Genomic DNA, 25,085 nt, shown 5'->3' on the forward strand with positions numbered 1-25,085 from the left:
ATGTTTGGGAAAATATTAGATTACAATATAAAAAACAATGTTATAAATATACAATATGAAAAAATAGAAACAAAGGTAAGTGTAGTAAACTCTAATATAATAAATTTTTTCGCACCAATATTTAAAAAAAATCAAACTTCATATGCTGTAGAAAATTTAAAATTTGGAGATTGTGACTTTGAAGTGGTTGAGATAAATGACTACATACAAATCAAGACAAGTGAACTGACTGTAAACATATATGATGAATTTAAGATAGATATATATAATAACCTTGGAGAGTTGCTATGTGAGGATTATAGAGGTAAAAGAGAGCCATTTATAAAAAACTGTGCAGGAAGATTAGATATAGCGATTCAAGAAGGACATAAGCCTAATGAGCATATGGACTTTAAAGTGTTTATACCAAAGAAGCTAGAAAACGATATGTATTTTTATGGATTTGGAGAAAAAACAGGGCATTTAAACAAAAGGAATTGCCATTATTTAAACTGGAATACAGATGATCCAAGCCCACATGGAGAAACTTACGAGAAACTATATAAATCTATACCATTTTTTATAAATCTTAAAAAAGAAAATGCTTTTGGTATTTTCTTTGATAATACATTTGAAACTCATTTTGATTTAGGTAAGGAAAATTCAAAATATTACTATTTTGCATCAGTAGATGGAAATATAGATTACTATTTTATATATGGACCATCGGTACAAAATGTATTAAAAGGATATACTCACTTAACTGGAACTACACCGCTTCCTCAAATGTGGACGTTAGGATATCAACAATGTAGATGGGCTTATTGTCCTGAAGAAAATGTTATGGAAATTTCTAAAAAATTTAGAGAAAAAGAAATTCCATGTGATTGCATATATTTGGACATAGAGTACATGAATGGATTTAGGGTATTTACATGGGATGATAAAAAATTCCCAGATCCTAAGAGAATGATAAAAAAACTAAATGAATATGGATTTAAGCTAGTTACAATTATAGATCCAGGCGTGAAAGTTGATAAAGATTATAAAATTTTTAATGAAGGACTTAAAAAAGGGTATTTTGCAACGAATAAAGATGGAATTGTACATACGGGATGGGTTTGGCCAGGACACTCTGTATTTCCAGACTTTATAAATTCAGAAGTTAGAAATTGGTGGGCAGAAAATCAAAAGATTCTAACAGATATAGGGGTTTCAGGAATTTGGAATGATATGAATGAGCCTGCAAATTTAGGAGTTGAATTACCTTTAGATTTAAAGTTTAACAATGATGGAGTAATTGTAGAACACAAAGAAGTTCATAATGTGTATGGGCATATGATGGATAAGGCTACTTATGAAGGTATTAAAAAAAATACAAATAAAAGACCATTCGTAGTTACTAGAGCATGTTATGCAGGTACACAAAAGTACTCAACTGCATGGACTGGAGATAATCAAAGTACATGGGAACATTTAAGGATGAGCGTACCTATGCTTATGAATTTAGGGATTAGTGGTATGGCGTTTTGTGGAACAGATGTAGGTGGATTTGGATATGACACTACTCCAGAACTTTTAAGTAGATGGGTACAAGTTGGAACATTTACACCATTATTTAGAAATCACACAACTATATACTCTAGAGATCAAGAGCCTTGGGCATTTGATAAGACTACAGAAGAGATAAATAAAAAATATATCAAATTAAGATATAAATTAATTCCATATATCTATGATTTATTTAAAGAGTGTGAAGACAATGGACTTCCTATTATAAGACCATTATTACTTCATTATCAAAATGATATTGATACATATGAAATAAACGACCAATTCATGTTTGGTGAAAAAATTATGGTAGCTCCAATTTTAGAACAAGGTAAAAAAGCTAGAATGGTATACTTACCTAAAGAAAGCAATTGGGTTGATTATTGGAATAAAAAGAAATTTAAAGGAGGGCAATATATAATAAAAGAAACTCCTTTAGATGTGTGTCCTATATATATCAAGGAAGGGTCTATAATACCAAACTATCCAAGTATAAACTATATAGGAGAAAAGGAAATTGATGAACTCACTTTAGATATATATCCATACGAAAGTAATTTCAAGTATACTCACTATCAAGATAATGGGGAAGACTTCAAGTACAAAGATGGAGAATATAACTTATATGAGTTTTGTATAAGTTCAGGTGAGAATATAGAATTTAAAAGTTCGGTTTTAAATAATGGGTACGAAAATACTTATAAAAGTTTAGAACTTATATTTAACGGAGTAAAAGCTGAAAATGTATATCAAGGAGATAAAAGTATAGACTTTAAAATTTTAAATGAAAATACTATTATAAAGGTTAAAAGTTTAGACTTTAGCATAAAAATAATATAACAAATAAAGAGGTAATGAAAAATTACCTCTTTATTTATTACATGATTAAATAAAGTATATTACAATTAATATTATAATAGTAAGGAGGTGAGAAATATTGGAATTAACGATAAGACCAGTTGAAGTTGAAGATTCAAAAGATATAAATGAAATAAGACGAATGAAGGGCGTTATGGAAAATATGCTAGCAATAAGTAGCGAAAGGTTAGATAGAACAAAGAGGCATACTGAGAGATTAGATTTAAATACACATATTTTCGTAGCTGAATTGAAAGAAAGTGAAAATAAAAAAGTAGTTGGAATTGTATCTTTGAACGTGAACTCATCCCCGAGGTTAAGACATAGTGGTAGTTTAGGAATAAGTGTACACGCAGAGTATCAAAGTATGGGAATAGGAAGAAAATTAATGGAAGAAATACTAGATTTAGCAGATAATTGGCTTATGTTAACAAGAATTGAATTGGGTGTATACCCAGATAATAATAAAGCTATAAAGTTGTATGAAAATTTTGGTTTTAAAAAAGAAGGTATAAAAAAATACGCAGCTATAAAAAATGGAATTTATGTAGATGAAATTATAATGGGGAGATATAATGAGAAAATAATTAAAAATTAAATTAAAAAGTGTAGAGGTGATTTATGGAAAAAAGGTTAGACCTTTTGATAGACAACTATGAGTCATTGAAAAAAGTGAATGCATCATCTTGGATGGGATTAATAATACATGGATGTGCACTTGAGTATACACTAAAAGATAAAAAAATAAATACAAATCTAGTAAACGAGAGTATGGAAATTATAAGAGAAAACACCTCTATATTCTCTGACTTTAGAGGTAAAAGTTCAATAAACACAGCAATAATACTATCATTTCAAGCAAATCCCAAGTCTAGCTTCGATGAAATTTTAAATATCCATAAAAAGTTGAAATTAAATAAATTTTGCTCAGGAGATTGTTTAGCATTAGTATCAAATGTAATATTTGAAAATAAGAATAAAATAAATATAGATGAGTGTATAGAAAAAATGAGATATGTATACAGATCTATGATACAAAATCATCCATTTTCAATAGGTGTAGAAGAATACATGATAACATGTATAATTGCAATAAGCGCAAGGGATATTGAAGAGGAACTAAATAATATGGAAATAGCATATGAGTATTTAATGAAAAATGGGTTTCATAATCGTAGAACTCTTCAAAGTTTATCGCATGTTCTTTCTTTTAACAAAAACAAGGAAACACTTAATAGATGTATAGAAATAAAAAAGGAATTAGAAAAAAATAAATGTAAGATGCATGAGTTTGGATATCCACTAATAGGGGTTATGGCTCTTATAGATATAAAAGATGTAAAACATTTAATAGAAAAAATTAAATATATATCAGATATTTTAAAAGATCATCAAGGGTATGGAAACTTTATTTTAGGAGAAAGATACAGAAATATGATTAGTGCAGTTATTGCATTATCTAAATATATTGATGATATAGAAATTAATAGTATAATAATGGATAAAATTATATCAAATATTAACCAAGCAATGAATATAGCGACAAATGCGGCAACAACAAGTTCCATAGTTATATACAATTCATCTACATAGCCATAAAAATAAGAAAATAAACTTAAGAGCTATAAGACTTAGGTTTATTTTCTTATTTTTATGAATTTATTTTAAAACTTATAAAAGTATAAATATGTTTTAAAGTATAAAAGATTATTTTAAAAGACAATAATAAATATGATATAATAAAGGTTACGAAAAACAGGAATTTTAAAAGGAGCGTGTACATAAATGAAATGGGCAGAAATAACTATTAAAACAACAACGGAAGCAGTTGAAGCTATAACTAATATATTATATGAACAAAATGTAGGTGGAGTATCAATAGAAGATCCTAAGGATTTTAAATTCCAAAAGAAACATGAATATGATTGGGATTTTGTTGAAGAAGAAATATTTAACAGCGGATATGATGGAGTTATAATAAAGACTTATATAACAGAAGAAAGAGATGTATCTGATGATATAAAATTAATAAAAGAAAAAATAGAGGGACTTAAAGAATTCGGAATAGATGTAGGAGAAGCTATAGTTGAACTTTCTCAAGTAGATGAAGAAGATTGGGCAAATGAATGGAAAAACTACTACAAACCAGCTAAAATAGGTGAGAAAATAGTAGTAAAGCCAACTTGGGAAGATTATGAAGCGAAAGATACTGATTTAATAATAGAGTTAGATCCAGGAATGGCATTTGGAACGGGTACACATGAAACTACAAGTATGTGTATAAGAGAATTAGAAAAGTATGTTAAACCAGAATCTAAAGTTTTTGATATAGGTTGTGGAAGTGGGATACTTGCAATAGCAGCGGCAAAATTAGGAGCTAAAGACGTATTAGCTGTTGATTTAGATGAGGTTGCTGTAAAAGTTTCAAAAGAAAATATAGAGTTAAACAAAGTAGAAGGTAGTGTTAATGCACTTCACGGAAACTTAATGGAAGTTGTTAAGGATAAAGCAGATATAGTTGTAGCAAATATAATAGCGGATATAATAAAAATACTAGCAAAAGATATAAAACAATTTATGAAAGATGATGCTGTATTTATATCTTCAGGAATAATACATGCTAAAGTAGATGAAGTTAAAGAAGCTTTAACTCAAAACGGACTTGAAATAGTACATGTAGAGTCTTTAGGCGAGTGGAACGCTATAGTATCTAAAATAGCAAAGTAGGTGAATTGCATGGATAGATTTTTTGTAGGAAAGAATAACATAAACCTTGAAAATAAGACATGTATTATAGAAGGTGAAGATGTAAAACATATTTCTAAAGTTTTAAGATGTAGAATTGGAGAAGAATTAGAAATATGCGATAATGACAATAATGAATACATATGTGAAATAACTAATATAGATAAGTCTCAAGTTGAACTTAATATAGTAGAAGTTGTAGACATAAAAAGAGAGTCTGATTTAAAAATAAAAGTATATCAAGGTCTTCCCAAAGGACCTAAGATGGAAATGATACTTCAAAAGTTAACTGAAGTTGGAGTAGACGAGATAATTCTAGTTCAGACAAAGAGAACTGTAGTTAAAGTTGATGATAAAAAAGAAGACAAGAAAATCGAAAGATGGGAAAGAATAATATATGAAGCTGCAAAGCAAAGTAAGCGTGGAAAAATTCCAAAATTAAGAGGAGTTTTAAGCTTTAAGGAAGCACTAGCTGACATGAAAGAAAATGACTTTAATATAGCTCCATATGAAAATGAAAGAACAAAATCGATTAAACAAGCTATAAAAGGTGTAGATATAAAAAATATAGGTATTTTCGTAGGACCAGAAGGCGGATTTGAAGATACTGAAATTAAAGCTATAGAAGAAATAGGTGGACAATCAGTGTCTCTTGGGCCTAGAATTCTAAGAACTGAAACAGCATCGCTTGTTGCATCATCTATAGTATTATACGAATTAAGTGACTTAGGAGGAAATGATTAGAGTGAAAAAAGTAGCTTTTTATACTTTAGGATGTAAAGTAAATCAATACGAAACAGAAGCTATGCTTGAGATGTTTAAAAAAGATGGATATACTCAAGTTGATAGCGAAGAATTTGCTGATGTTTATGTTATAAATACATGCACAGTAACACACATGAGTGATAGAAAATCACGTCAATATATAAGAAGAATGAAAAAGAAAAATCCAGATGCTATAATAGCTGTTGTTGGATGCTACTCTCAAGTTTCTCCGGAAGAAATTTTAGAGATAGAAGAAGTAAATTTAGTTATGGGAACTAATGAAAGAAGACAAATAGTTGAAGAAATAAAAAAACTAGATGCATCTAAAAAAGCTAGTACAGTTGACGATATAATGAAAGTAAGAGCTTTTGAAGAAATTGAAATAAATCAAGCTAATGGAAGAACTAGAGCATTTATGAAAATTCAAGATGGATGTGATAGATTCTGTTCTTACTGTATAATACCTTACGCAAGAGGTGGAAAGGTAAGAAGTAGAGATTTAGAGAGTGTAGTAAATGAAGCTAAGAAGTTAGCACATAATGGATACACAGAAATAGTTTTAACTGGAATACATGTTGCATCTTATGGAAAAGATGTTAGCGAAGCTGAAGTTAATTTATTAAGTGTTATAAAGGCTATAAATGAAATTGATGGAGTTAAGAGAATAAGATTAAGTTCAGTAGAGCCTATATTAATGACTGATGAATTTATAGACACAGTTTCTAAAATGCCAAAAGTATGTCCTCATTTCCATTTATCATTACAAAGTGGATGTGATGAAACTTTAAAAAGAATGAACAGAAGATACACTACAGAAGAATACAAGGAAATAGTTGATAAATTAAGAGAAAAGATGCCTGAAGTGGCAATAACTACAGATGTAATAGTTGGATTCCCAGGAGAAACTAATGATGAATTTAATCAAACATATAAGTTTTTAAGTGATATAAAACTTTCACAAATGCATGTATTTAAGTACTCTCCAAGAAAAGGAACACCAGCAGCAACTATGGAAAATCAAATAGATCCTCAAATGAAACAACTAAGAAGTGATAAGTTAATAGCATTAAACAAAAAGAATTTTAATGAGTTTGCAGAAAACTTTATAGGAGAAGAGTTTGAAGTACTATTTGAACAGAACATAGAAGGCAAAAAATATGAAGGTTTAACACCTAACTATATAAGAGTAGTAGTTGAAAGTGATGAAGATATACATGGTAAGATATTAAATACTAAAATATTACATGTAAAAGATGAATATGTAGAAGGAATTTTAGTATAATATGTAGAAATAATAACTCTTAATAGATAGGAGGTGTAAATATGAGCTGTATATTTTGTAAAATTATAAATGGAGAAATACCATCAAACAAAGTTTATGAAGATGATAAAGTCTTAGCTTTTAATGATATAAATCCTGTTGCACCATTACATGTTTTAGTTATACCTAAAGAGCATTATGAATCAATAATAGACATAGGCGAAGAAAATATGGAAATAATTGCACACATTCATAAGGTTATTAATAAAATAGTTAAAGAAAAAGGATATGACAAAACGGGATTTAGAATAATAAATAACTGTGGAGATGATGGATGCCAAGAGGTTAAGCATATCCATTATCATGTATTAGCAGGAAAGAAATTAGATTGGTATGATGCTGAGAAGTAATATATAAATTAAACTTTTAGACGTATTATTCATAAAAATACTTGAAAAAAAAATAAGATTAGTTTATAATAAACAAAGTGTGAGGTTGTAATGCATATTATGCAGATATAATCGAGTTACAGTCCCAGCATAATTTGCGCTATCGGAGGGAGGGAAAAAGAATGTCAGAAGTAAGAGTAAGAGAAAATGAAACATTAGACAGCGCCTTAAGAAGATTTAAGCGTTCATGTGCTATGTCTGGCATAATGTCTGAAGTAAGAAAAAGAGAACACTATGATAAGCCAAGCGTAAGACGTAAGAAAAAAGCTGAAGCTGCAAGAAGAAAAAACGCTAAGAAATAATTTTTGTAGATAAGAGGTGAAGGGATATGTCCCTTAAAGCAAAGTTACAAGAAGACTTAAAACTTGCTATGAAAAACAAAGATACAGTAAAAAAATCTGTTGTTACATTAATAAGAGCTGAAATCAAGCAGCGTGAAGTTGACACTAGAACAGAACTTGGTGATGACGAAATTATAGACGTAATAACAAAACAGTTAAAGCAACGTAGAGATGCAAAAACTGAATTTGCAAAAGCATCAAGAGACGATTTAGTTCAAGAGGCCGAAGCTGAGATTGAAGTATTAATGGAATACCTACCTCGACAGCTGAGCAAAGAAGAATTAAATGAGATAGTCAAAGATACTATATCTGAAGTAGGAGCTACTTCTATGAAAGATATGGGAAAAATCATGGCAGCTATAAAGCCGAAAACAAAAGGTGTAGCTGACGGAAAAATGATAAATGAGTTAGTTAAATCTAACTTACAATAGATAGAAAAACCTAGAGCGAATGCTCTAGGTTTTTTGCTTTTTATTTTACTTTATAATCTTTGTCCAAAAAAATGGAATAATATTATTTAAACTAACATATTTATAAATTAAATAGAGGATAAAGAGAGGGTGAATTCATTGATCATATCTACAAAAGAAATAAAAAAGTTTATAACAAGTGTTTTTATACCTATTATAGTTGGGTTTTCGAGTAGTTTTATATCTGAATTCTTAAGTCAAACAAATACAAGTACATATTATTCAAATTTAATAAAACCAGGTTTTTTCCCTCCGGGGTATATATTTCCGATAGTATGGACTGTTTTGTATGTACTTATGGGGATATCAGCTTATTTAATTTCTAAAAAAGGATTGAATACCCTTAAAGTAAGAGATGCTATGTTTTACTATTACTTACAATTAGGATTGAACTTTATATGGCCTATTTTATTCTTTGGATTAGGGCTTAGATTCACAGCTTTGATAGTTATAGGACTTATGATAATAATTGTATTAATTATGATAATTAAATTTGCTAAAATTGACAAAAGAGCAGCTTATATAAATTTACCATATTTAGCTTGGTTATTTTATGCATTCTTTTTAAATTACGTTATATGGTCAATAAATAGATAAAATAAAAGCCGGCTTGGCTTTATTTTTTTTTGAAATAAAAGTCTCAAAATGTATTAAAGGAACATACTATTATATTAAGGCTTCGAAACTAATACAAGTAATTAAAATAAAAAAAGGACATAGAATATATTAAGGGGGTCATGAGTATGATAGAAGTTCCTACTGATTTACAGGTAAATCAACCTACAGTTACTGTTTTGGGGAATACATTTATGAGTATAGAAAACTACAAATCCATACTAGAATACGATGTAAATTTAATTAAAATAAAAACAAAGTTAAATACTATAAAAATATGTGGTGAAAAGTTATATTTAAAACATATTACTGATACGGAGATAGGAATAAAAGGAATTATATATAGTGTAGAATACACTACATAGGGGGGAGTTACATTTGATAAGTTATATTAGAGGTTACTATGTAGTAACTATAGAGGGGATAAATACAGAAAAATTTTTAAACACATTAATAAGAAATAAAGTTAATGTTTATGATGTAAAACGAATTTCAAACACCAAAATTGAGCTTAAGGTTGATAGGAAAAGCATTAGGGCATTTAAAAGTATTTATAGAGGAAGTAAGTTTGAGGTTAAAATAAAGCAAAAAACAGGATTACCTTTTTTGGCTAGACGTATATATAGATACAAAGGAATGTGGATATGTGCTATGCTTTCCTTGGTTTTATTAATGAGTACATCGTTATTTGTAACAGATGTATATATAAAAGCTCCAGAGGGAATTGATAAAGTGCTTGTAAGGAAGGAGCTTGAAAAAGCGGGTGTAAGGGCAGGTGTGTATAAAAAGGGCATAGATAGAAAGGAAGTAAGAGACCAAATTATGGGAGAGTTTGGTGATATTGCTTATGTATCTATAAATGTAAAAGGAACTAATATCTTTGTTACAATAACAAAGAAAGATGAATCATTACAAGAGAAAAAAGAAACTAATTATTGTAATATAATTGCTAAGAAAAATGGTATAATAGAAAAGGTAATACCAAGAAGTGGTAAACAAGTAGCTAATGTAGGTGATATAGTAAGAAAAGGGGACGTCTTAGTATCGGGATCGAATACTAAATCTCTACCAGAAGTATGGGCAACTACATTTTATGAGTCAAAACAAAGTACAAATTACATAGACAAGGTTAAAACAAGAACTGGTAATAAAAAAACAGTATATACATTTAGCTTCTATGATAAAAAATATACATTAAGAAGAAATATAGACTTTAAAAATTATGAAATTGAAAATAAAGAACATGTTTTAAATATTGGAGACTATACTTTTCCTTTAAAAATAAAGTCTAGTATTTTCCATGAAGTAAATGTAAAAGAAGTTGAGAAAAATAAAGAAGAAGTAAAAGAAGATTTAAAACAAAAGGCTCTTAAAGAACTTGAATACACTATTCCTGTGGATTCAAGATATAAAGATGTTAAGCATCAATATAAAGTTAAAAAAGATAAATTAGAGTACATAGTAACTGTTACAACTTTAGAAAATATAGCGAAGGTACACTCTTTAAGCAAATCGGAAGCTGAAGAATTAATTAGACAAGAAAGTAAGCCTAAAGAAGGTGGAGAAGAAGTTCCTTCAAATCCGGATAAAAGACCTATTAATGATATAAGAAATGAATTTAAGGATATAAATAAAGATAAAGATGCAAAAGATAAAGAGGAAGTTCAAACAAGGGATAACTAAGGAGGATAAACGTTGATAGTACAAAAGAGTTTTGAAATAACAGATGATAAATTTGAAAGAGAACTATTTGGAAACTTTGACGAAAATATAAAAATAATAGAGAAGAGTTTAAATGTAGATGTACTGTTAAGGGAAGGAAATATAGTTTTAATAGGCCAAAATAAAAATGTAGAAAAAGCTATAGAATTTATAAATGAATTATATAAAAATTTTAAAATAGGTAAAACTTTAGATAAACAGAGTATTACTTATGCTATAGAGTTATTAAATGAAGGAAATAAAGAGCAAATAGAAGAATTAGAAGATACTATAGCTGTAACAAAAAAAGGTAGAGAAGTTAAACCAAAAACAATAGGACAAAAACATTATATAAATCTTATTAGAAACAATGATATAACACTTGGAGTTGGGCCAGCAGGGACAGGTAAAACATATCTTGCAGTAGCTATGGCAGTTAGAGCTTTTAAAAAAGAGGAAATAAGCAGAATTATATTAACTAGACCAGCTGTTGAGGCAGGAGAGAGCTTAGGTTTTTTACCAGGAGATATGAAAGATAAAGTAGATCCTTATTTACGCCCTCTTTACGATGCATTATTTGATATGTTAGGCGATGAAAAATGTGCTAAATATATTGAAAGAGGTATAATAGAAGTGGCTCCGTTAGCTTTTATGAGAGGAAGAACTCTAGATAATGCATTTATAATTTTAGATGAAGCTCAAAATACAACTCCAGAGCAAATGAAGATGTTTTTAACTAGATTAGGTTTTGGATCAAAAGCTGTAGTTACGGGAGATTTAACACAAATAGATTTACCAAATAAATATAAAAGTGGATTAATTCAAGCTATGGATGTTTTAAAAGATGTAGATGGAGTTGGTATAAATAAATTTACAGAAAAAGATGTCGTTAGACATGAATTAGTACAAAGAATAATTAAAGCTTATGAAAAATTTGATGAAGAACAAGAGTTAAATAAATTTAATGATGATAGAAACAAAAGAAATAGGAGATAAATTATGGAAATTATATTAGACAATAGACAAGATAAAATAAAAGTAAGTGAAGACCTTTTAGGAAAAATCAATGATATAATCGTTGAGACATTATACTATGAAGGTTATGATGACAATTATGAAGTAAGTTTATCTTTTGTTGACAATGAAGAAATACATGAATTAAATAGAGAATATAGAGGGGTAGATAGAGCTACAGATGTTTTATCTTTTCCACTTTTAACAGATGAGTTTGATGTTGAAATAGAAGAAGAATCTTTAGGAGATATTGTCATATCTCTAGAAAGAGCTTTAGAACAAAGTGAAGAATATGATCATAGTTTTGAAAGAGAAGTATGTTTTTTAGTATGTCATAGTATGTTCCACTTATTAGGTTATGATCATGATACTGAAGAAAATACAAAGGATATGAGAAAACGAGAAGAGGATGTACTAAACAAGCTTAATATAACAAGGGAGTAAACTTATGGGTAAAAAGAAAGGTAAGCAAGGGATAATAAATGCCTTTAATGCAGCTATTGCTGGGATTTTATATACTTTCAAGCATGAAAGAAATATGAAAATACACTACTTTGTTGCAGCATTAGTTCTTACAATTAGTTTGTTTTGTGAATTTAATAAATTCGAAATGATGCTATTATTATTTACAATAAGCTTAGTTGTAATATCAGAAATGTTTAATACAGCTATAGAAAAAACTGTAGACATGATAACAGATACATATCACCCATTAGCTAAAATAGCAAAAGATGTTGCTGCTGGAGGAGTACTAATAGCAAGTTTAAATGCTTGTATAATTGGTTATTTACTATTTTATGATAAACTAGAAACTGTAGGAGCATCTGTATTTTTTACAATAAGAAAATCACCAATTCATGTTACTCTTATATGTATAGTTTTAGTTTTAATAGCAGTAGTAGTAGTGAAATCATTAACATCTACAGGAACTCCTCTACAAGGAGGAATGCCAAGTGGTCACTCGGCGCTTGCTTTTGCACTTGCTACACTTGTAACATTTATGACAGAAAGAGTGGTAGCATCGACACTTGCTTATTTAATGGCAGTTTTAGTTGCACAAAGTAGAATAGAAGGTAAAATACATACTTTTTGGGAAACTGTAGCGGGGGCATTACTTGGAGTTTTGGTAGCTATGTTAGTTTTACAAATAGCTCAATATTAAAAGGTGGGAAAAATATTCCCGCTTTTTTTGCTTAAGAAAATATAAATATACTTTTTTCTTTTTTTCTATTTTGGTATAATGTAATGTACTACTTAAAATAAAAAGTATAGGTGGTCTTTAATGGAGGTTAATATAATGGATAATAGAGAATTATTAGAAATAGCAGAAAAAGCAAGAGAGCACTCTTATTCACCATATTCTAATTTTAAAGTTGGTGCAGCACTTTTAACTAAGAGTGGTAAAGTTTTTACAGGTTGTAATGTAGAATGTGCATCTTTTGGAGGGACAAATTGCGCGGAAAGAACTGCGCTATTTAAAGCTATCTCTGAAGGGTATAAAGATATAGAGGCAATAGCTGTAGCTAGTACTAATTCAGAAAAAAATGAACCTACATATCCGTGTGCTATATGTAGACAGGTAATAATTGAGTTTGGGCCACATATAAGAATAATAACTGGATACTCAAAAGGAGATATACAGGAACAAACTATCGCAGAATTAGTTCCACATTATTTCTCAGGTAGTGACTTCAAATAAATTAAAACAACAAAAGACAAATTGAAAAGAGGAATTAATATGTTTAAATCAGGATTTGTTAGTATAGTAGGAAGACCAAATGTTGGAAAATCTACTCTTATGAATAGCGTAGTTGGAGAAAAAATAGCTATAATGAGTGATAAACCACAAACAACAAGAAACACTATACAAGCAGTTTACACAGACAAAGAATGTCAAATGGTATTTCTAGATACACCAGGTATTCATAAACCTAAAAATAAATTAGGAGAATTTATGGTGAAATCAGCTACAGATGCATTTAAAAATGTCGATGTAGTATTATATGTAGTTGATGAGTCAAAAAAAATTGGACCAGGAGACAGAATGATAATCGAAAATTTAAGAGGAATAAAAACTTCTAAAATTTTGGTTCTAAACAAAATTGACATGTTAAGTGAAGAAGAATTATTCGACTTAATGAAAATGTACGATGCGGAAAATATGTTTGATGAGATTGTTCCAATATCAGCACTAAAAGGTAAGAATACTGATAGATTACTAAAAGTAATAGAAAGATACTTAGAGGAAGGACCTCAATATTTCCCAGAGTATATGATAACAGATCAACCTGAAAGAGTTTTAGTATCTGAACTTATAAGAGAAAAAGTTCTACACTATGTACATGATGAGATACCTCATGGGGTTGCTGTAGAAATAGAAAGAATGAAAAAAAGACCAGATAAAGATATAATAGATATATCTGCTGTTATATACTGTGAAAGAGATTCGCATAAAGGTATAATAATAGGTAAAAATGGTAGAAAGTTAAAAGGAATAGGAAAATCAGCAAGAGAAGAGATTGAATTATTACTAGGATCTCAAATTAACCTTCAAGTTTGGGTTAAAGTTAAAGAAAATTGGAGAAACCTACAAAGTTTTATAAATAACTTTGGGTATACTGATAAATAATAAAGGTGGGTTTTATGGATAGGAAAGATGAACATTCCAAGCTGTTGTTAAATCAAGTTGAGGATTTAATAGACAACAATAAAATTTTAGAATTAAGAGAATTAATGGAAGAATATCATAACAGGGATATTTTTGACATACTAGAAAATTTAGACGAAGACAAACAAATAAAGCTTTTTGAAATATTACCTATAGATATGGCAGCTTCCATACTTGATGAAACTGATTCAGAATTTTTTAGGCATATACTTTCTAAGTTAAACATAGAGCATAAAGCTAATATTTTAGAAATGATGTCTTTAGATGACATGGCAGATATCTTAGGCGAGTTAGAAGAAAATGAGAGAGAAGAAATTATAAACCTTCTAAATCAAGAAGATGCCGAAGATGTAAAAGAACTTCTTATATATGAAGAAGAATCTGCTGGAGGTATAATGACAACTGGCTACATATCTATAAATAAAGATATGACAGCAAAAGAGGCCATAGATTATATGAGAGAGAATGCTATAGATGCAGAAACAATCTATTATATGTATGTGGTTGATAATTTTGATAAGCTAGTTGGAGTATTATCATTAAGAGAGCTCATAATATCGAGAGATGATAGCATAATAGAAGATTTGATGAGTGAAAATATAATTTCTGTATATGTAGATGAAGATCGAGAAGAAGCTGTTAAACTTGTATCTAAATACGATTTAATTGCTATCCCTGTAATAGATAGAAATCGCATTTTAAAAGGAATTATAACAGTAGATGATGTAATAGATGTAATTGAAGAAGAAGCTAGTGAAGATATGTATAAATTCGCTGGTACATCAGAACAAGAAAGAGATACTATCGAACAAACTAATGTAGATCCAAAAGATAAGGTATTGTCGTCTTTTAAAGCTAGAATACCTTGGCTTATAGTAACTTTAGTTGGTGGTTTTATAGCTACATTGATATTATCGAGTTTTGATTATGTAATAGATTCAAAGTATTTTCCTTTGATATACTTTGTTCCGGTTGTTACAGGTATGGCTGGGAATATAGGGACTCAAGCATCAGCACTTACTGTGATGGCACTGTCTAATAAAAAGTTAGATTTTAAAAATGTATTATTAGAAGGAATGGTAGGTGTATTTACAGGAATTATATGTAGTTTAATTATAGGAATAGCTACGTATGTTTTTGTAAAGGACATAAATATAGTTTTAATAGTATCTGTATCATTGCTTATAAATATGATAATAGGAGCGATGATTGGGTCATTTATACCTATGATGTTTAAAAAAATGGATGTAGATCCGTCAATTGTTTCTGCTCCATTAATAGCTACATCCCTTGATATAATTGGGATGGTTATCTATTTTTTAATAACAACAATTACATTGTCAAAAATTGTCTAACAACTTAATGCATTTTTTTCCCCTTTCTTACTAAAAATATAGTATAAGCGTAAGAAGGGGGTTTTTAAAAATGAACAATCTGTGTTGGGAAGTTTTTAAAAAAACAGGAAGTATAGAAGCCTATCTATACTTAAAAAATAGCATAAATACAAACAATGGCGAAGTTAATATGAATAGGGAGATAGAAAACGACCATGATAATTGTGAACACCCAGGGGATAGTACTAAGATCAGCAAGATATAAAGAAAATGATTTGATTTTAACAATATTTACACGAAAACTTGGGAAGATATCAGCTATAGCAAAAGGCGCAAAACGAAATAAAAGTTCGTTACTATCTTCTTCTCAGGTTTTCTCCTACTCTAACTTTACTTTAAAAAAACAAGGTAACATGTATAGAGTGAGTCAAAGTGAGACCATTAAAAACTTTTATGATATTGCATATGATATAGAAGCCTTTTCCTATGCTACATATATAACAAGTTTAGTAGATGGATCTATATATGAAAATCAAACTAATAACAGGCTTTTTGTTTTACTAGCACAAACTCTTTATCTATATACTCAAAATGAGGTTGATAAAGAATACATAACTAGAGCATTTGAACTAAAGTTTTTAGACTATACAGGCTTTAAACCAATAGTAAATAGATGTGTCAACTGTAATACTACAAATCTTAAAAGTAGTGTATTTAATGTTGATGAAGGTGGAATACTATGTGAAAAGTGTAAAAAAAACCATGTGTATAATTTTAAAATTGATAGTACTACTATAAAATTAATGGATTATATTTTTAGAAATGATATATTAACTTGTAGTAAAGCTAAAGTATCAAAATACTTAGTAAATGAACTAACAAAAATTTTAAAAGTATACGTTCAGGTTTACGTTGACAATGCAAACACAAAATCATTACACTTATTACAAGGAATAGAAAATAATAAAGGAGCTGATATTGATGACTGATATAACATTAGAAAAGATAGATCAAGTACTAGAGAGAGTTCCAAGTGCAAGTTATGCAGAAGCTAAAGAAGCATTAGTGATTAGCGATGGAAATGTATTAGATGCAATAATATATTTAGAGCAAAACAAAAAAACTGCAAAAGTAAAAAATAAGGCAAAAGAAAAAATGGAAACTGCTTTAGGAAAAGATGCAGAAGAAATAAAAAATCAATTAAAAGAAATGCTAAAAAGAAGTAACGTTATAAGAGTAATAGTTGAAAAAGACAATAAAATTATAATGAATATTCCTTTAACAGTTGGAGTTGTTGGGTTAGCACTAGGACCTTTAGTTACATTAGTGGGACTTTCAGCAGCTGTAATAGGCAAATTCAATATAAAAGTTCAAAATGAAGAAGACAAAACAGTTGTTGATTTAGGAGAACTAAATGAAGAGACATTAAATATGCTAAAAAATATGTTAACAAGTACTGCAAAAGAAGTTACTGATGTAGTTAAACATAATAAAAAAGATGATAAAGATATAACTGAAGAATTAATAAAAGAGGATGACGATATAACTAAATACTAAAAAAGTGTTGACAAAACTAATATTTAAGCATATTGACAAATACTCTATACTTTGATATTCTAAAAGTTAGAAAATAACCATTTAATGGCCTTTCGTGTAGACGAAAGGCTTTGTTTTTAATACAGGAGGTATTCGTATGAATTTTCAAAATATGATACTAACATTACAAGATTATTGGGCTAAGCAAGGATGTATAATGATGCAACCTTATGACGTAGAAAAAGGTGCAGGAACAATGAACCCAAATACATTCTTAAGATCTTTAGGACCAGAACCTTGGAAAGTATGTTATGTAGAACCATCTAGAAGACCGGCAGATGGAAGATACGGTGAGAATCCAAATAGATTATATCAACATCACCAATTCCAAGTTATCTTAAAACCATCTCCAGATAATATACAAGAGTTATACTTAGGAAGTTTAGAGGCTATAGGAATAGATACAAAAGCACACGATATAAGATTTGTTGAAGATAACTGGGAAGCAACTGCTGTTGGAGCATGGGGTCTTGGTTGGGAAGTTTGGTTAGACGGTATGGAAATAACACAGTTTACTTACTTCCAACAAGTTGGTGGAATCGAGTGTGAGCTTGAAACAGGAGAAATTACATATGGTTTAGAAAGACTAGCTATGTACCTTCAAGAAGTTGAAAGTGTATACGATTTAAAATGGAATGATGAAATAACATATGGAGAAGTATTCAATAGAGCTGAATATGAAAACTCTGTATACGCATTTGAAGAGTGTGATGCAGATATGTTATTTAACTTATTTGATGTATATGAAAAAGAAGCATTAAGACTTATGGAAAAAGGATTAATAACTCCAGCATATGATTATGTGTTAAAATGTTCGCACACATTCAATACTCTAGATGCAAGAGGAGCTATAGGTGTAAGTCAAAGAGCTTCATTTATAAGTAGAGTTAGAAATATGGCTAGAACAGTAGCTAAGGCTTATGTAGAGTTAAGAAAAGAAATGGGATATCCACTTTTAAAGGAAGGTGACAAATAATGAAAAATTACCTTTTATTTGAAATAGGTGTTGAGGAATTACCTGCAAGATATGTAAATTCAGCAATGGACCAATTAAAAACTAACATAGTTAAATCTTTTAATGAAAATAGAATAACTTTTGATGAAGTTAATGTATATTCTACACCAAGAAGATTAACTGTTATAGTTAATAATATATGTGAAAAACAATCAGATTTAGAAGAAGAAGTAAAAGGACCAGCTAAGAGAATAGCGGTTGATGCTGAAGGCAACTATACTAAACCTCTTTTAGGATTTATGAAGAGTAAAGGTATAAAAGAAGAAGACTTACACTTTAAGCAAGTTGGAAAAGAAGAATATGCTTTCGGTAAAATAAAGCAAGATGGACAGTTAACTAGTGAAGTTTTAAAAAGTATACTTCCAGAAGCTATAAAATCTATGACGTTCCCTAAGGCTATGCGTTGGGGTGGAAAGAACATGAGATTTATAAGACCAATAAGATGGATGGTTTGTATATTAAATGATTCTGTACTTGATATAGAATTAGAAGGAATAGTATCATCTAATACTACTAAAGGACATAGATTCTTAGGAGAAAGTGAATTTGAAGTAAATACTTTAAATGAATACTTAACTAAATTAGAAGAGAACTTTGTAATATTAAATCAAGACGAAAGAAAAGAATTAATAAAGAAACAATGTGACGATGTTGCAAAATCTTTAGGTGGAGAAATAGAATTTGATGAAGAATTACTTGAAGAAGTAACTCATTTAGTAGAGTATCCAACTGCATTCTATGGAGAATTTGATGAAGATTATGCTAAACTTCCAAAAGAAGTTGTAATAACACCAATGAAACAACATCAAAGATATTTCCCTGTTTTAAAGGATGGGAAATTACTTCCAAACTTTATAGCTGTTAGAAATGGAGATAGCCATAGAATTGATAATGTTAAAAAAGGTAATGAAAAAGTATTAGAAGCTAGACTTGCAGATGCATTATTCTTCTATAAAGAAGATACTAAGAAGTCTTTAGAAAGCTACATAGAAAAATTAAAAACTGTTGTATTCCAAGCTAAACTTGGTACAGTTTATGATAAATCTTTAAGAATAGAAAAATTAGCTAATGATATATTAGAAAAATTAAATGAAGCAGATATAAAAGAAGATACACTTCGTGCAGCTAAATTATGCAAGGCAGACTTAGTTACAGGTATGGTATTTGAATTCACTGAACTTCAAGGTGTAATGGGAAGAGAATATGCAAAAGTAAGTGGTGAAAATGAAAATGTAGCAGAAGCTATATTTGAACATTATTTACCTAGATTTGCAGGAGATATACTTCCAGCTACTAAATCTGGAATAGTTTTATCTATAGCAGATAAATTAGATTCTATAGCAGGATTCTTTGCTATAGGAATACAACCAACAGGATCACAAGATCCATATGCTTTAAGAAGACAAGCATTAGGTATAATAAATATATTAATGGATAACAACTTAGATATAAGTTTAAGAGAACTTGTATCATTAACTCTTGATAATTATTCATTTATAGAGTTTGATAAAGATGAAGTTTTAAATCAAATAATGGAATTCTTCAAAGATAGAATAAAGAATTTATTTAGAGATTTAGGCATAAGATATGATGTTATAGACGCTATATTAAGTTCTAATATAGATGATATAGCTGATATGTATGCTAGAGCTAAGGCTTTAAACTCTTGGATAGATAAAGGTGAGTTAGTTGAAATGTTAACAGCATTCAACAGAGTTGCTACTTTAGCAGAAAAAGCTGAAACTAATGAAGTTAATATAAACTTAATGAGAGAAGAAGCAGAATTTAATTTATATCAACAATTCCAAGAAATAAGTTCAAATGTTGAGCGCTTATTAGCTAATAAAGAATATACAAAAGCTCTTGATGCATTCGCATCGTTAAGACCAGCGATAGATAATATGTTTGACTCAGTAATGATAATGGACAAGGACGAGGCTATAAAGAACAACAGATTAGCCATATTAAAACAAATATATGACATAATGTTAAATATTTGTGACCTATCAAAGATAGTGTACAAATAGTCTGTTAAAATAACCGAGGGAATTTTTCCTCGGTTATTTAAATCTTTAATAAAAGTAGATTATAGGGTAAATTTTACCTAAAGTGGGATAAAAAAGGACCCTATGGTTAAAACTGTAATTAAATAAATAAGAAATTAAATATATAAATTTAATTTCTGTATTTACAACACAATATAAAATATATATAATATACTATATAAGATAAAAACGGATAAACAGTGTATCACAATAAAGAGGAGTGTGATTATTATTCAACTTAATAATAGACAACTAAAGATAATCGATATCGTTAAAGAAAGTGAACCTATAACAAGTGAATGCATAGCAGCTAAACTTAATGTGACTAGAGCTACATTAAGGTCTGATTTAGCTATACTTACTATGACTGGAGTATTAGATGCTAGACCTAAGGTTGGGTATTTTTATTCAGGAATAGATAAAGTTAACTTACTAGGAGATAAAATAAAAAACAAAACTGTAGCGGACATAATGAGTATGCCTATAATGGTAACACAAGATACAAATGTTTATGATACTATAGTAAATATATTCTTATCAGATGTTGGAAGTGTATTTATAATAGATGATGAAAAAGAATTATGTGGAATAGTATCAAGAAAAGATTTATTAAAAGCAACTATAGGTGGGGGAGACATAAACAAGATACCTGTAGGTATGATAATGACAAGAACACCTAATGTTGTAACTGTTACAAGTGAAGATACTGTTGTACTAGCAGCAAAGAGAATAATAGAACACGAAGTAGATTCAATACCTGTTGTAGAAGAAATAAAAAGGGATAATACAATAATAAATAAGGTTGTTGGTAGAATTTCTAAAACTAACATAACAAAACTATTTTTAGAGATAGCGGATAATTAAAGGAGGAGTATATGGATAATTTAGTCATATATGTAATATCAGACTCAGTAGGGGAAACAGCTCAGCAAGTTACTAAAGCTGCAATATCTCAATTTCAATTAAAGGATGACTATGAAATAAGAAGATTTCCATATGTTGTAGAAGTTAATTTTTTAGAAGAAATATTAAGAAGTGCTAAAGAAGAAAATGCAATAGTTATATATACATTAGTTGAAAATGAACTTTTAACATTTACTGAAGATTACTGTAGCAAGGAAAATTTAAGTTGTGTAGACTTAATGACTCCAATATTAAAGCAAATTGCTAGTAAAATAGGAGTTAAGCCAAGAAGAGAACCAGGAATTATAAGAAAGTTAGATGAAAGTTACTTCAAAAGAGTAGAAGCTATAGAATTTGCGGTTAAATATGATGATGGAAAAGATCCTAGAGGCATATTACAAGCTGATATAATATTACTTGGAATATCAAGAACATCTAAGACACCACTAAGTATGTACTTAGCAAATAAGAATATAAAGGTAGCTAATGTTCCTTTAGTTCCAGAAATACCAATACCTAAGGAAGTATTTGAAATAAATCAAAAGAAAATAATAGGTCTTACTAATACACCTGAAAAGTTAAATCAAATAAGACAAGAAAGATTAAAAGCTTTAGGATTATCAAGTAATGCTAATTATGCTAAATTTGATAGAATACTTCAAGAGTTAGATTACTCAGATAAAATAATGAAAAAAGTTGGATGCCCAGTTATAGATGTATCTAGCAAAGCAATAGAAGAAACAGCTGGAATCATAATGGATGTAATGAAAGAAAATGGATTAAAAGTATTTAGAGATAACGATAAATAGGATTTTAGTGCACATCGGAATCACTTTCGGTGTGTAGTATAAATCTTATTTATTAAGATTTTTAAGGAATGGGTTAGGTGACAAAAAAACGTTTAACCGAGTACTTTGAAAATAATAACTAAGAAATTTAGTTATTACTTTAATAATAAATTTTAGGATAACAAATTAATCATGCTTGAATACAATGTACAGTATATCTGTATAAAAAACATACTAGGAGGAGTTTTAGATGAGTAAGTTTGTTTATAGTTTTGCTGAGGGGTCAAAGGAAATGAAGAGTCTTTTAGGTGGTAAGGGTGCTAACTTAGCCGAGATGACTAAGATAGGCTTACCAGTGCCTCCAGGTTTTACAATATCAACAGAGGCTTGTAATGACTATTACGTAAATAATGAAAGTATAAGAGAAGATATAGTTTTACAGATAGAAGAAAAATTAGTAGAGCTAGAGAAATCTTTAAATAAAAAATTAGGATGTAATGAAAATCCATTATTATTATCTGTTCGTTCTGGTGCAGTTTTCTCAATGCCAGGTATGATGGATACTATATTAAACTTAGGTCTTAATGATACTTCAGTTAAGGCAATAGCTAAGAATACTAACAATGAAAGATTTGCATATGACAGTTATAGAAGATTTATACAAATGTTCTCAGATGTTGCAATGGGAGTTCCAAAGTATAAATTTGAAAATGCTTTAGATAAAATAAAAGAAGAAAAAGGATACAAATTCGATACAGATCTTACAAGTGAAGATTTAAAAGTATTAGTTGAAGAATACAAGAAGATATACAAAAAAGAATTAAGACAAATATTCCCAGAAGATCCAAAAGAGCAATTAATGTTAGCTATAAAAGCAGTATTTAAATCATGGAACAATCCAAGAGCAAATATTTACCGTAAGTTAAATGATATTCCTCATAACTTAGGAACTGCAGTTAATATACAATCAATGGTATTTGGAAACATGGGAGATACTAGTGGAACAGGAGTTGCATTTACAAGAAACCCATCTACTGGAGAAAATAAACTATTTGGAGAATACTTAATAAATGCACAAGGTGAAGATGTTGTTGCAGGAATTAGAACTCCAAAAGACATAGATACATTAAAAGAAGCTATGCCAGCTATATATGATGAATTTGTAAAAATAACTAATATACTTGAAAACCACTATAAAGATATGCAAGATATAGAGTTTACTATAGAAAATGAAAAATTATATATACTTCAAACTAGAAATGGAAAAAGAACTGCAAAAGCAGCTATAAATATTGCAGTTGAATTAGTTGAAGAAAAAATAATAGATGAAAAAGAAGCTATAATGAGAATTGAACCTAATCAATTAGATCAATTACTACATCCAAACTTTGAAGAGAAATCTTTAAAAAATGCTAAGCTTATAGCTAAAGGATTACCAGCTTCTCCAGGAGCTAGTTGCGGTAAAGTATACTTTAATGCAAATGATGTTGTAAAGGCAGCTGAAAAAGGAGAAGAAGTTATACTTGTAAGATTAGAGACATCACCAGAAGATATAGAAGGTATGGTTGTAGCACAAGGAATACTTACAGCTAGAGGTGGTATGACATCTCATGCGGCAGTTGTAGCTAGAGGTATGGGTAAATGTTGTGTTGCAGGATGTGGAGAAATAAAAGTAGATGAGTACTATAAAGAAATAACTGTAGATGGATTAGTTATAAAAGAAGGAGATTATATATCTCTAGATGGATCAACAGGATGTGTTTATTTAGGAGAAATAGAAAAGACAGATGTTGCTCTTACAGGAAACTTTGAGGTACTTATGAACTGGGTTGATAAGTATAAAACATTACAAGTAAGAACTAATGCAGATACTCCAAGAGATGCAAGTGTTGCTATAAGTTTTGGAGCAGAAGGAATAGGATTATGTAGAACTGAGCATATGTTCTTTGATGAAGATAGAATACCAGCTGTTAGAGAAATGATTTTATCAAGAACATTAGATCAAAGATTAGTTGCTCTTGAAAAATTATTACCTATGCAAAGAGAAGACTTTACTGAAATATTCAAAGTTATGGATGGAAGACATGTTAATATAAGATTACTAGATCCACCACTACATGAGTTCTTACCTCATGATGATGAAGCTATAGAAGCTTTAGCAAAAACTATGGGACTTGAAGTTAAAGAAATAAGAAAGAGAATAGTAGATTTACAAGAACTAAATCCAATGCTTGGACACAGAGGTTGTAGATTAGCAATAACTTATCCTGAAATAGCTATGATGCAAGCAAAAGCTATAATACAAGGAGCTATAGAAGCTAAAAATAGTGGAGTAGAAGTTAATCCAGAAATAATGATACCTTTAGTAGGAGAAGTTAAGGAATTAAAAACTATAAAAGAAAATGTAGTTTCTGTAATAAATGAAGAACTTGATAAGTCAGAAGTTAAAGTAGACTATACAGTTGGAACTATGATAGAGGTTCCAAGAGCATGCTTAACTGCAGATGAAATAGCAACTGAAGCTGATTTCTTTAGCTTTGGAACAAATGACTTAACTCAAATGACATTTGGATACTCAAGAGATGATGCAAATAAGTTCTTAGGTGACTATATAAATAGTGAAATACTTGAAAAAGATCCATTCCAAGTATTAGACCAAAATGGAGTTGGTAAACTAGTTCAAATGGCAGCTAAATTAGGTAGAGGGGTTAAGCCAAACCTTAAATTAGGTATATGTGGAGAGCATGGAGGAGAACCATCTTCTATAGAGTTCTGCTACAAAACAGGATTGAACTATGTATCTTGTTCACCATATAGAGTACCTATTGCTAGACTTGCAGCAGCGCAAGCAGCTATAAAAAATAATAAATAGTAAATTAAAGGAATTGGGATACCCCAATTCCTTTGTTATTTTACATAAATTATGTTAATCTAAATATTTTTTATTTAAGTAATATTCATTTTTACATTCTCTTAATGTTGTTTAC

Annotated in this window: 26 protein-coding genes; all 26 read left to right on the forward strand. The window is 29.3% G+C overall.

Going from position 1 to position 25,085, the window contains the following annotated elements:
- The 26 genes from ACN6I1_RS02700 (at position 1) to ppdK (ending at position 24,970) form a co-directional block, all read left to right on the forward strand.
- A complete protein-coding gene (locus ACN6I1_RS02700; protein WP_419742632.1) occupies positions 1-2,370 on the forward strand; it encodes a glycoside hydrolase family 31 protein in 2,370 nt (789 codons plus the stop codon).
- A 97-nt stretch (positions 2,371-2,467) separates the two neighbouring features.
- Entirely contained in the window at positions 2,468-2,986 is a 519-nt protein-coding gene (locus ACN6I1_RS02705) for a GNAT family N-acetyltransferase (RefSeq protein WP_419742633.1), read from the forward strand.
- Positions 2,987-3,009: 23 nt separating this feature from the next.
- Positions 3,010-3,981, forward strand: a complete 972-nt coding sequence (locus ACN6I1_RS02710) for a DUF4003 family protein (RefSeq protein WP_419742634.1) — start codon at positions 3,010-3,012, stop codon at positions 3,979-3,981.
- A gap of 192 nt (positions 3,982-4,173) precedes the next feature.
- Complete coding sequence (gene prmA / locus ACN6I1_RS02715) at positions 4,174-5,115, forward strand: 50S ribosomal protein L11 methyltransferase (protein ID WP_419742635.1); 942 nt, start codon at positions 4,174-4,176, stop codon at positions 5,113-5,115.
- Between the two features lie 9 nt (positions 5,116-5,124).
- Entirely contained in the window at positions 5,125-5,877 is a 753-nt protein-coding gene (locus ACN6I1_RS02720) for a 16S rRNA (uracil(1498)-N(3))-methyltransferase (RefSeq protein WP_025161641.1), read from the forward strand.
- A 1-nt stretch (position 5,878) separates the two neighbouring features.
- Positions 5,879-7,180, forward strand: a complete 1,302-nt coding sequence (gene mtaB, locus ACN6I1_RS02725) for a tRNA (N(6)-L-threonylcarbamoyladenosine(37)-C(2))-methylthiotransferase MtaB (protein WP_195336151.1) — start codon at positions 5,879-5,881, stop codon at positions 7,178-7,180.
- A gap of 41 nt (positions 7,181-7,221) precedes the next feature.
- Positions 7,222-7,569: a histidine triad nucleotide-binding protein gene (locus tag ACN6I1_RS02730; RefSeq protein ID WP_021429942.1), complete on the forward strand. Its 348-nt coding sequence runs from the start codon at positions 7,222-7,224 to the stop codon at positions 7,567-7,569.
- Between the two features lie 161 nt (positions 7,570-7,730).
- Complete coding sequence (gene rpsU, locus ACN6I1_RS02735) at positions 7,731-7,910, forward strand: 30S ribosomal protein S21 (RefSeq protein ID WP_021125460.1); 180 nt, start codon at positions 7,731-7,733, stop codon at positions 7,908-7,910.
- Positions 7,911-7,936: 26 nt separating this feature from the next.
- The gene (locus ACN6I1_RS02740; RefSeq protein ID WP_021429856.1) at positions 7,937-8,380 is read left to right on the forward strand and encodes a GatB/YqeY domain-containing protein; all 444 of its coding nucleotides are present in this window, start codon (positions 7,937-7,939) and stop codon (positions 8,378-8,380) included.
- A 129-nt stretch (positions 8,381-8,509) separates the two neighbouring features.
- Entirely contained in the window at positions 8,510-9,016 is a 507-nt protein-coding gene (locus ACN6I1_RS02745; protein ID WP_419742636.1) for a TspO/MBR family protein, read from the forward strand.
- 146 nt (positions 9,017-9,162) lie between these two features.
- Positions 9,163-9,399 (forward strand): YabP/YqfC family sporulation protein, encoded by a 237-nt coding sequence (locus ACN6I1_RS02750; RefSeq protein WP_419742637.1) that lies wholly within the window; start codon positions 9,163-9,165, stop codon positions 9,397-9,399.
- A gap of 13 nt (positions 9,400-9,412) precedes the next feature.
- Positions 9,413-10,717, forward strand: coding sequence for a sporulation protein YqfD (locus ACN6I1_RS02755; RefSeq protein WP_419742638.1), 1,305 nt, complete (start codon positions 9,413-9,415; stop codon positions 10,715-10,717).
- A 12-nt stretch (positions 10,718-10,729) separates the two neighbouring features.
- Positions 10,730-11,731, forward strand: coding sequence for a PhoH family protein (locus tag ACN6I1_RS02760; protein WP_021429958.1), 1,002 nt, complete (start codon positions 10,730-10,732; stop codon positions 11,729-11,731).
- A gap of 3 nt (positions 11,732-11,734) precedes the next feature.
- Positions 11,735-12,193 carry an rRNA maturation RNase YbeY gene (ybeY, locus tag ACN6I1_RS02765; RefSeq protein WP_021429834.1) on the forward strand — a complete coding sequence of 153 codons (459 nt, stop codon included), beginning with the start codon at positions 11,735-11,737 and terminating at the stop codon, positions 12,191-12,193.
- 4 nt (positions 12,194-12,197) lie between these two features.
- Entirely contained in the window at positions 12,198-12,911 is a 714-nt protein-coding gene (locus ACN6I1_RS02770; protein ID WP_021429952.1) for a diacylglycerol kinase, read from the forward strand.
- Between the two features lie 135 nt (positions 12,912-13,046).
- Positions 13,047-13,448, forward strand: a complete 402-nt coding sequence (gene cdd, locus ACN6I1_RS02775) for a cytidine deaminase (protein ID WP_021429957.1) — start codon at positions 13,047-13,049, stop codon at positions 13,446-13,448.
- Positions 13,449-13,487: 39 nt separating this feature from the next.
- A complete protein-coding gene (era, locus tag ACN6I1_RS02780) occupies positions 13,488-14,378 on the forward strand; it encodes a GTPase Era (protein ID WP_419742639.1) in 891 nt (296 codons plus the stop codon).
- A gap of 14 nt (positions 14,379-14,392) precedes the next feature.
- Entirely contained in the window at positions 14,393-15,772 is a 1,380-nt protein-coding gene (mgtE, locus tag ACN6I1_RS02785; RefSeq protein WP_419742640.1) for a magnesium transporter, read from the forward strand.
- A 70-nt stretch (positions 15,773-15,842) separates the two neighbouring features.
- Positions 15,843-16,016 carry a YqzL family protein gene (locus ACN6I1_RS02790; RefSeq protein WP_021429941.1) on the forward strand — a complete coding sequence of 58 codons (174 nt, stop codon included), beginning with the start codon at positions 15,843-15,845 and terminating at the stop codon, positions 16,014-16,016.
- Positions 15,967-16,740, forward strand: coding sequence for a DNA repair protein RecO (gene recO, locus ACN6I1_RS02795; protein WP_419742641.1), 774 nt, complete (start codon positions 15,967-15,969; stop codon positions 16,738-16,740). The genes ACN6I1_RS02790 and recO overlap by 50 nt, the downstream gene beginning before the upstream one ends.
- Positions 16,733-17,308, forward strand: coding sequence for a DUF4342 domain-containing protein (locus ACN6I1_RS02800; RefSeq protein WP_419742642.1), 576 nt, complete (start codon positions 16,733-16,735; stop codon positions 17,306-17,308). The genes recO and ACN6I1_RS02800 overlap by 8 nt, the downstream gene beginning before the upstream one ends.
- 136 nt (positions 17,309-17,444) lie before the next feature.
- The gene (glyQ, locus tag ACN6I1_RS02805; RefSeq protein ID WP_021429889.1) at positions 17,445-18,323 is read left to right on the forward strand and encodes a glycine--tRNA ligase subunit alpha; all 879 of its coding nucleotides are present in this window, start codon (positions 17,445-17,447) and stop codon (positions 18,321-18,323) included.
- Positions 18,323-20,389, forward strand: a complete 2,067-nt coding sequence (glyS, locus tag ACN6I1_RS02810; protein ID WP_419742643.1) for a glycine--tRNA ligase subunit beta — start codon at positions 18,323-18,325, stop codon at positions 20,387-20,389. The genes glyQ and glyS overlap by 1 nt, the downstream gene beginning before the upstream one ends.
- Positions 20,390-20,629: 240 nt before the next feature.
- Positions 20,630-21,271 (forward strand): helix-turn-helix transcriptional regulator, encoded by a 642-nt coding sequence (locus ACN6I1_RS02815; RefSeq protein ID WP_038285033.1) that lies wholly within the window; start codon positions 20,630-20,632, stop codon positions 21,269-21,271.
- Positions 21,272-21,282: 11 nt separating this feature from the next.
- Positions 21,283-22,119, forward strand: coding sequence for a pyruvate, water dikinase regulatory protein (locus ACN6I1_RS02820; protein ID WP_419742644.1), 837 nt, complete (start codon positions 21,283-21,285; stop codon positions 22,117-22,119).
- 229 nt (positions 22,120-22,348) lie between these two features.
- On the forward strand, positions 22,349-24,970 hold the full coding sequence (ppdK, locus tag ACN6I1_RS02825; RefSeq protein WP_220796792.1) for a pyruvate, phosphate dikinase: 2,622 nt from the start codon (positions 22,349-22,351) through the stop codon (positions 24,968-24,970).
- Positions 24,971-25,085: the final 115 nt, after the last annotated feature.

The organism is Paraclostridium dentum, from assembly GCF_048568265.1.
Taxonomy (GTDB): Bacteria; Bacillota; Clostridia; order Peptostreptococcales; family Peptostreptococcaceae; genus Paraclostridium; species Paraclostridium dentum.

Bases quoted from the DNA above. Each gene is read 5' to 3' on its own strand.
- ACN6I1_RS02700 (WP_419742632.1), top strand. From the start codon at position 1: ATGTTTGGGAAAATATTAGATTACAATATAAAAAACAATGTTATAAAT.
- ACN6I1_RS02710 (WP_419742634.1), top strand. From the start codon at position 3,010: ATGGAAAAAAGGTTAGACCTTTTGATAGACAACTATGAGTCATTGAAA.
- prmA (WP_419742635.1), top strand. From the start codon at position 4,174: ATGAAATGGGCAGAAATAACTATTAAAACAACAACGGAAGCAGTTGAA.
- ACN6I1_RS02720 (WP_025161641.1), top strand. From the start codon at position 5,125: ATGGATAGATTTTTTGTAGGAAAGAATAACATAAACCTTGAAAATAAG.
- ACN6I1_RS02730 (WP_021429942.1), top strand. From the start codon at position 7,222: ATGAGCTGTATATTTTGTAAAATTATAAATGGAGAAATACCATCAAAC.
- rpsU (WP_021125460.1), top strand. From the start codon at position 7,731: ATGTCAGAAGTAAGAGTAAGAGAAAATGAAACATTAGACAGCGCCTTA.
- ACN6I1_RS02740 (WP_021429856.1), top strand. From the start codon at position 7,937: ATGTCCCTTAAAGCAAAGTTACAAGAAGACTTAAAACTTGCTATGAAA.
- ACN6I1_RS02750 (WP_419742637.1), top strand. From the start codon at position 9,163: ATGATAGAAGTTCCTACTGATTTACAGGTAAATCAACCTACAGTTACT.
- ybeY (WP_021429834.1), top strand. From the start codon at position 11,735: ATGGAAATTATATTAGACAATAGACAAGATAAAATAAAAGTAAGTGAA.
- ACN6I1_RS02770 (WP_021429952.1), top strand. From the start codon at position 12,198: ATGGGTAAAAAGAAAGGTAAGCAAGGGATAATAAATGCCTTTAATGCA.
- cdd (WP_021429957.1), top strand. From the start codon at position 13,047: ATGGATAATAGAGAATTATTAGAAATAGCAGAAAAAGCAAGAGAGCAC.
- era (WP_419742639.1), top strand. From the start codon at position 13,488: ATGTTTAAATCAGGATTTGTTAGTATAGTAGGAAGACCAAATGTTGGA.
- mgtE (WP_419742640.1), top strand. From the start codon at position 14,393: ATGGATAGGAAAGATGAACATTCCAAGCTGTTGTTAAATCAAGTTGAG.
- ACN6I1_RS02790 (WP_021429941.1), top strand. From the start codon at position 15,843: ATGAACAATCTGTGTTGGGAAGTTTTTAAAAAAACAGGAAGTATAGAA.
- recO (WP_419742641.1), top strand. From the start codon at position 15,967: ATGATAATTGTGAACACCCAGGGGATAGTACTAAGATCAGCAAGATAT.
- ACN6I1_RS02800 (WP_419742642.1), top strand. From the start codon at position 16,733: ATGACTGATATAACATTAGAAAAGATAGATCAAGTACTAGAGAGAGTT.
- glyQ (WP_021429889.1), top strand. From the start codon at position 17,445: ATGAATTTTCAAAATATGATACTAACATTACAAGATTATTGGGCTAAG.
- glyS (WP_419742643.1), top strand. From the start codon at position 18,323: ATGAAAAATTACCTTTTATTTGAAATAGGTGTTGAGGAATTACCTGCA.
- ACN6I1_RS02820 (WP_419742644.1), top strand. From the start codon at position 21,283: ATGGATAATTTAGTCATATATGTAATATCAGACTCAGTAGGGGAAACA.
- ppdK (WP_220796792.1), top strand. From the start codon at position 22,349: ATGAGTAAGTTTGTTTATAGTTTTGCTGAGGGGTCAAAGGAAATGAAG.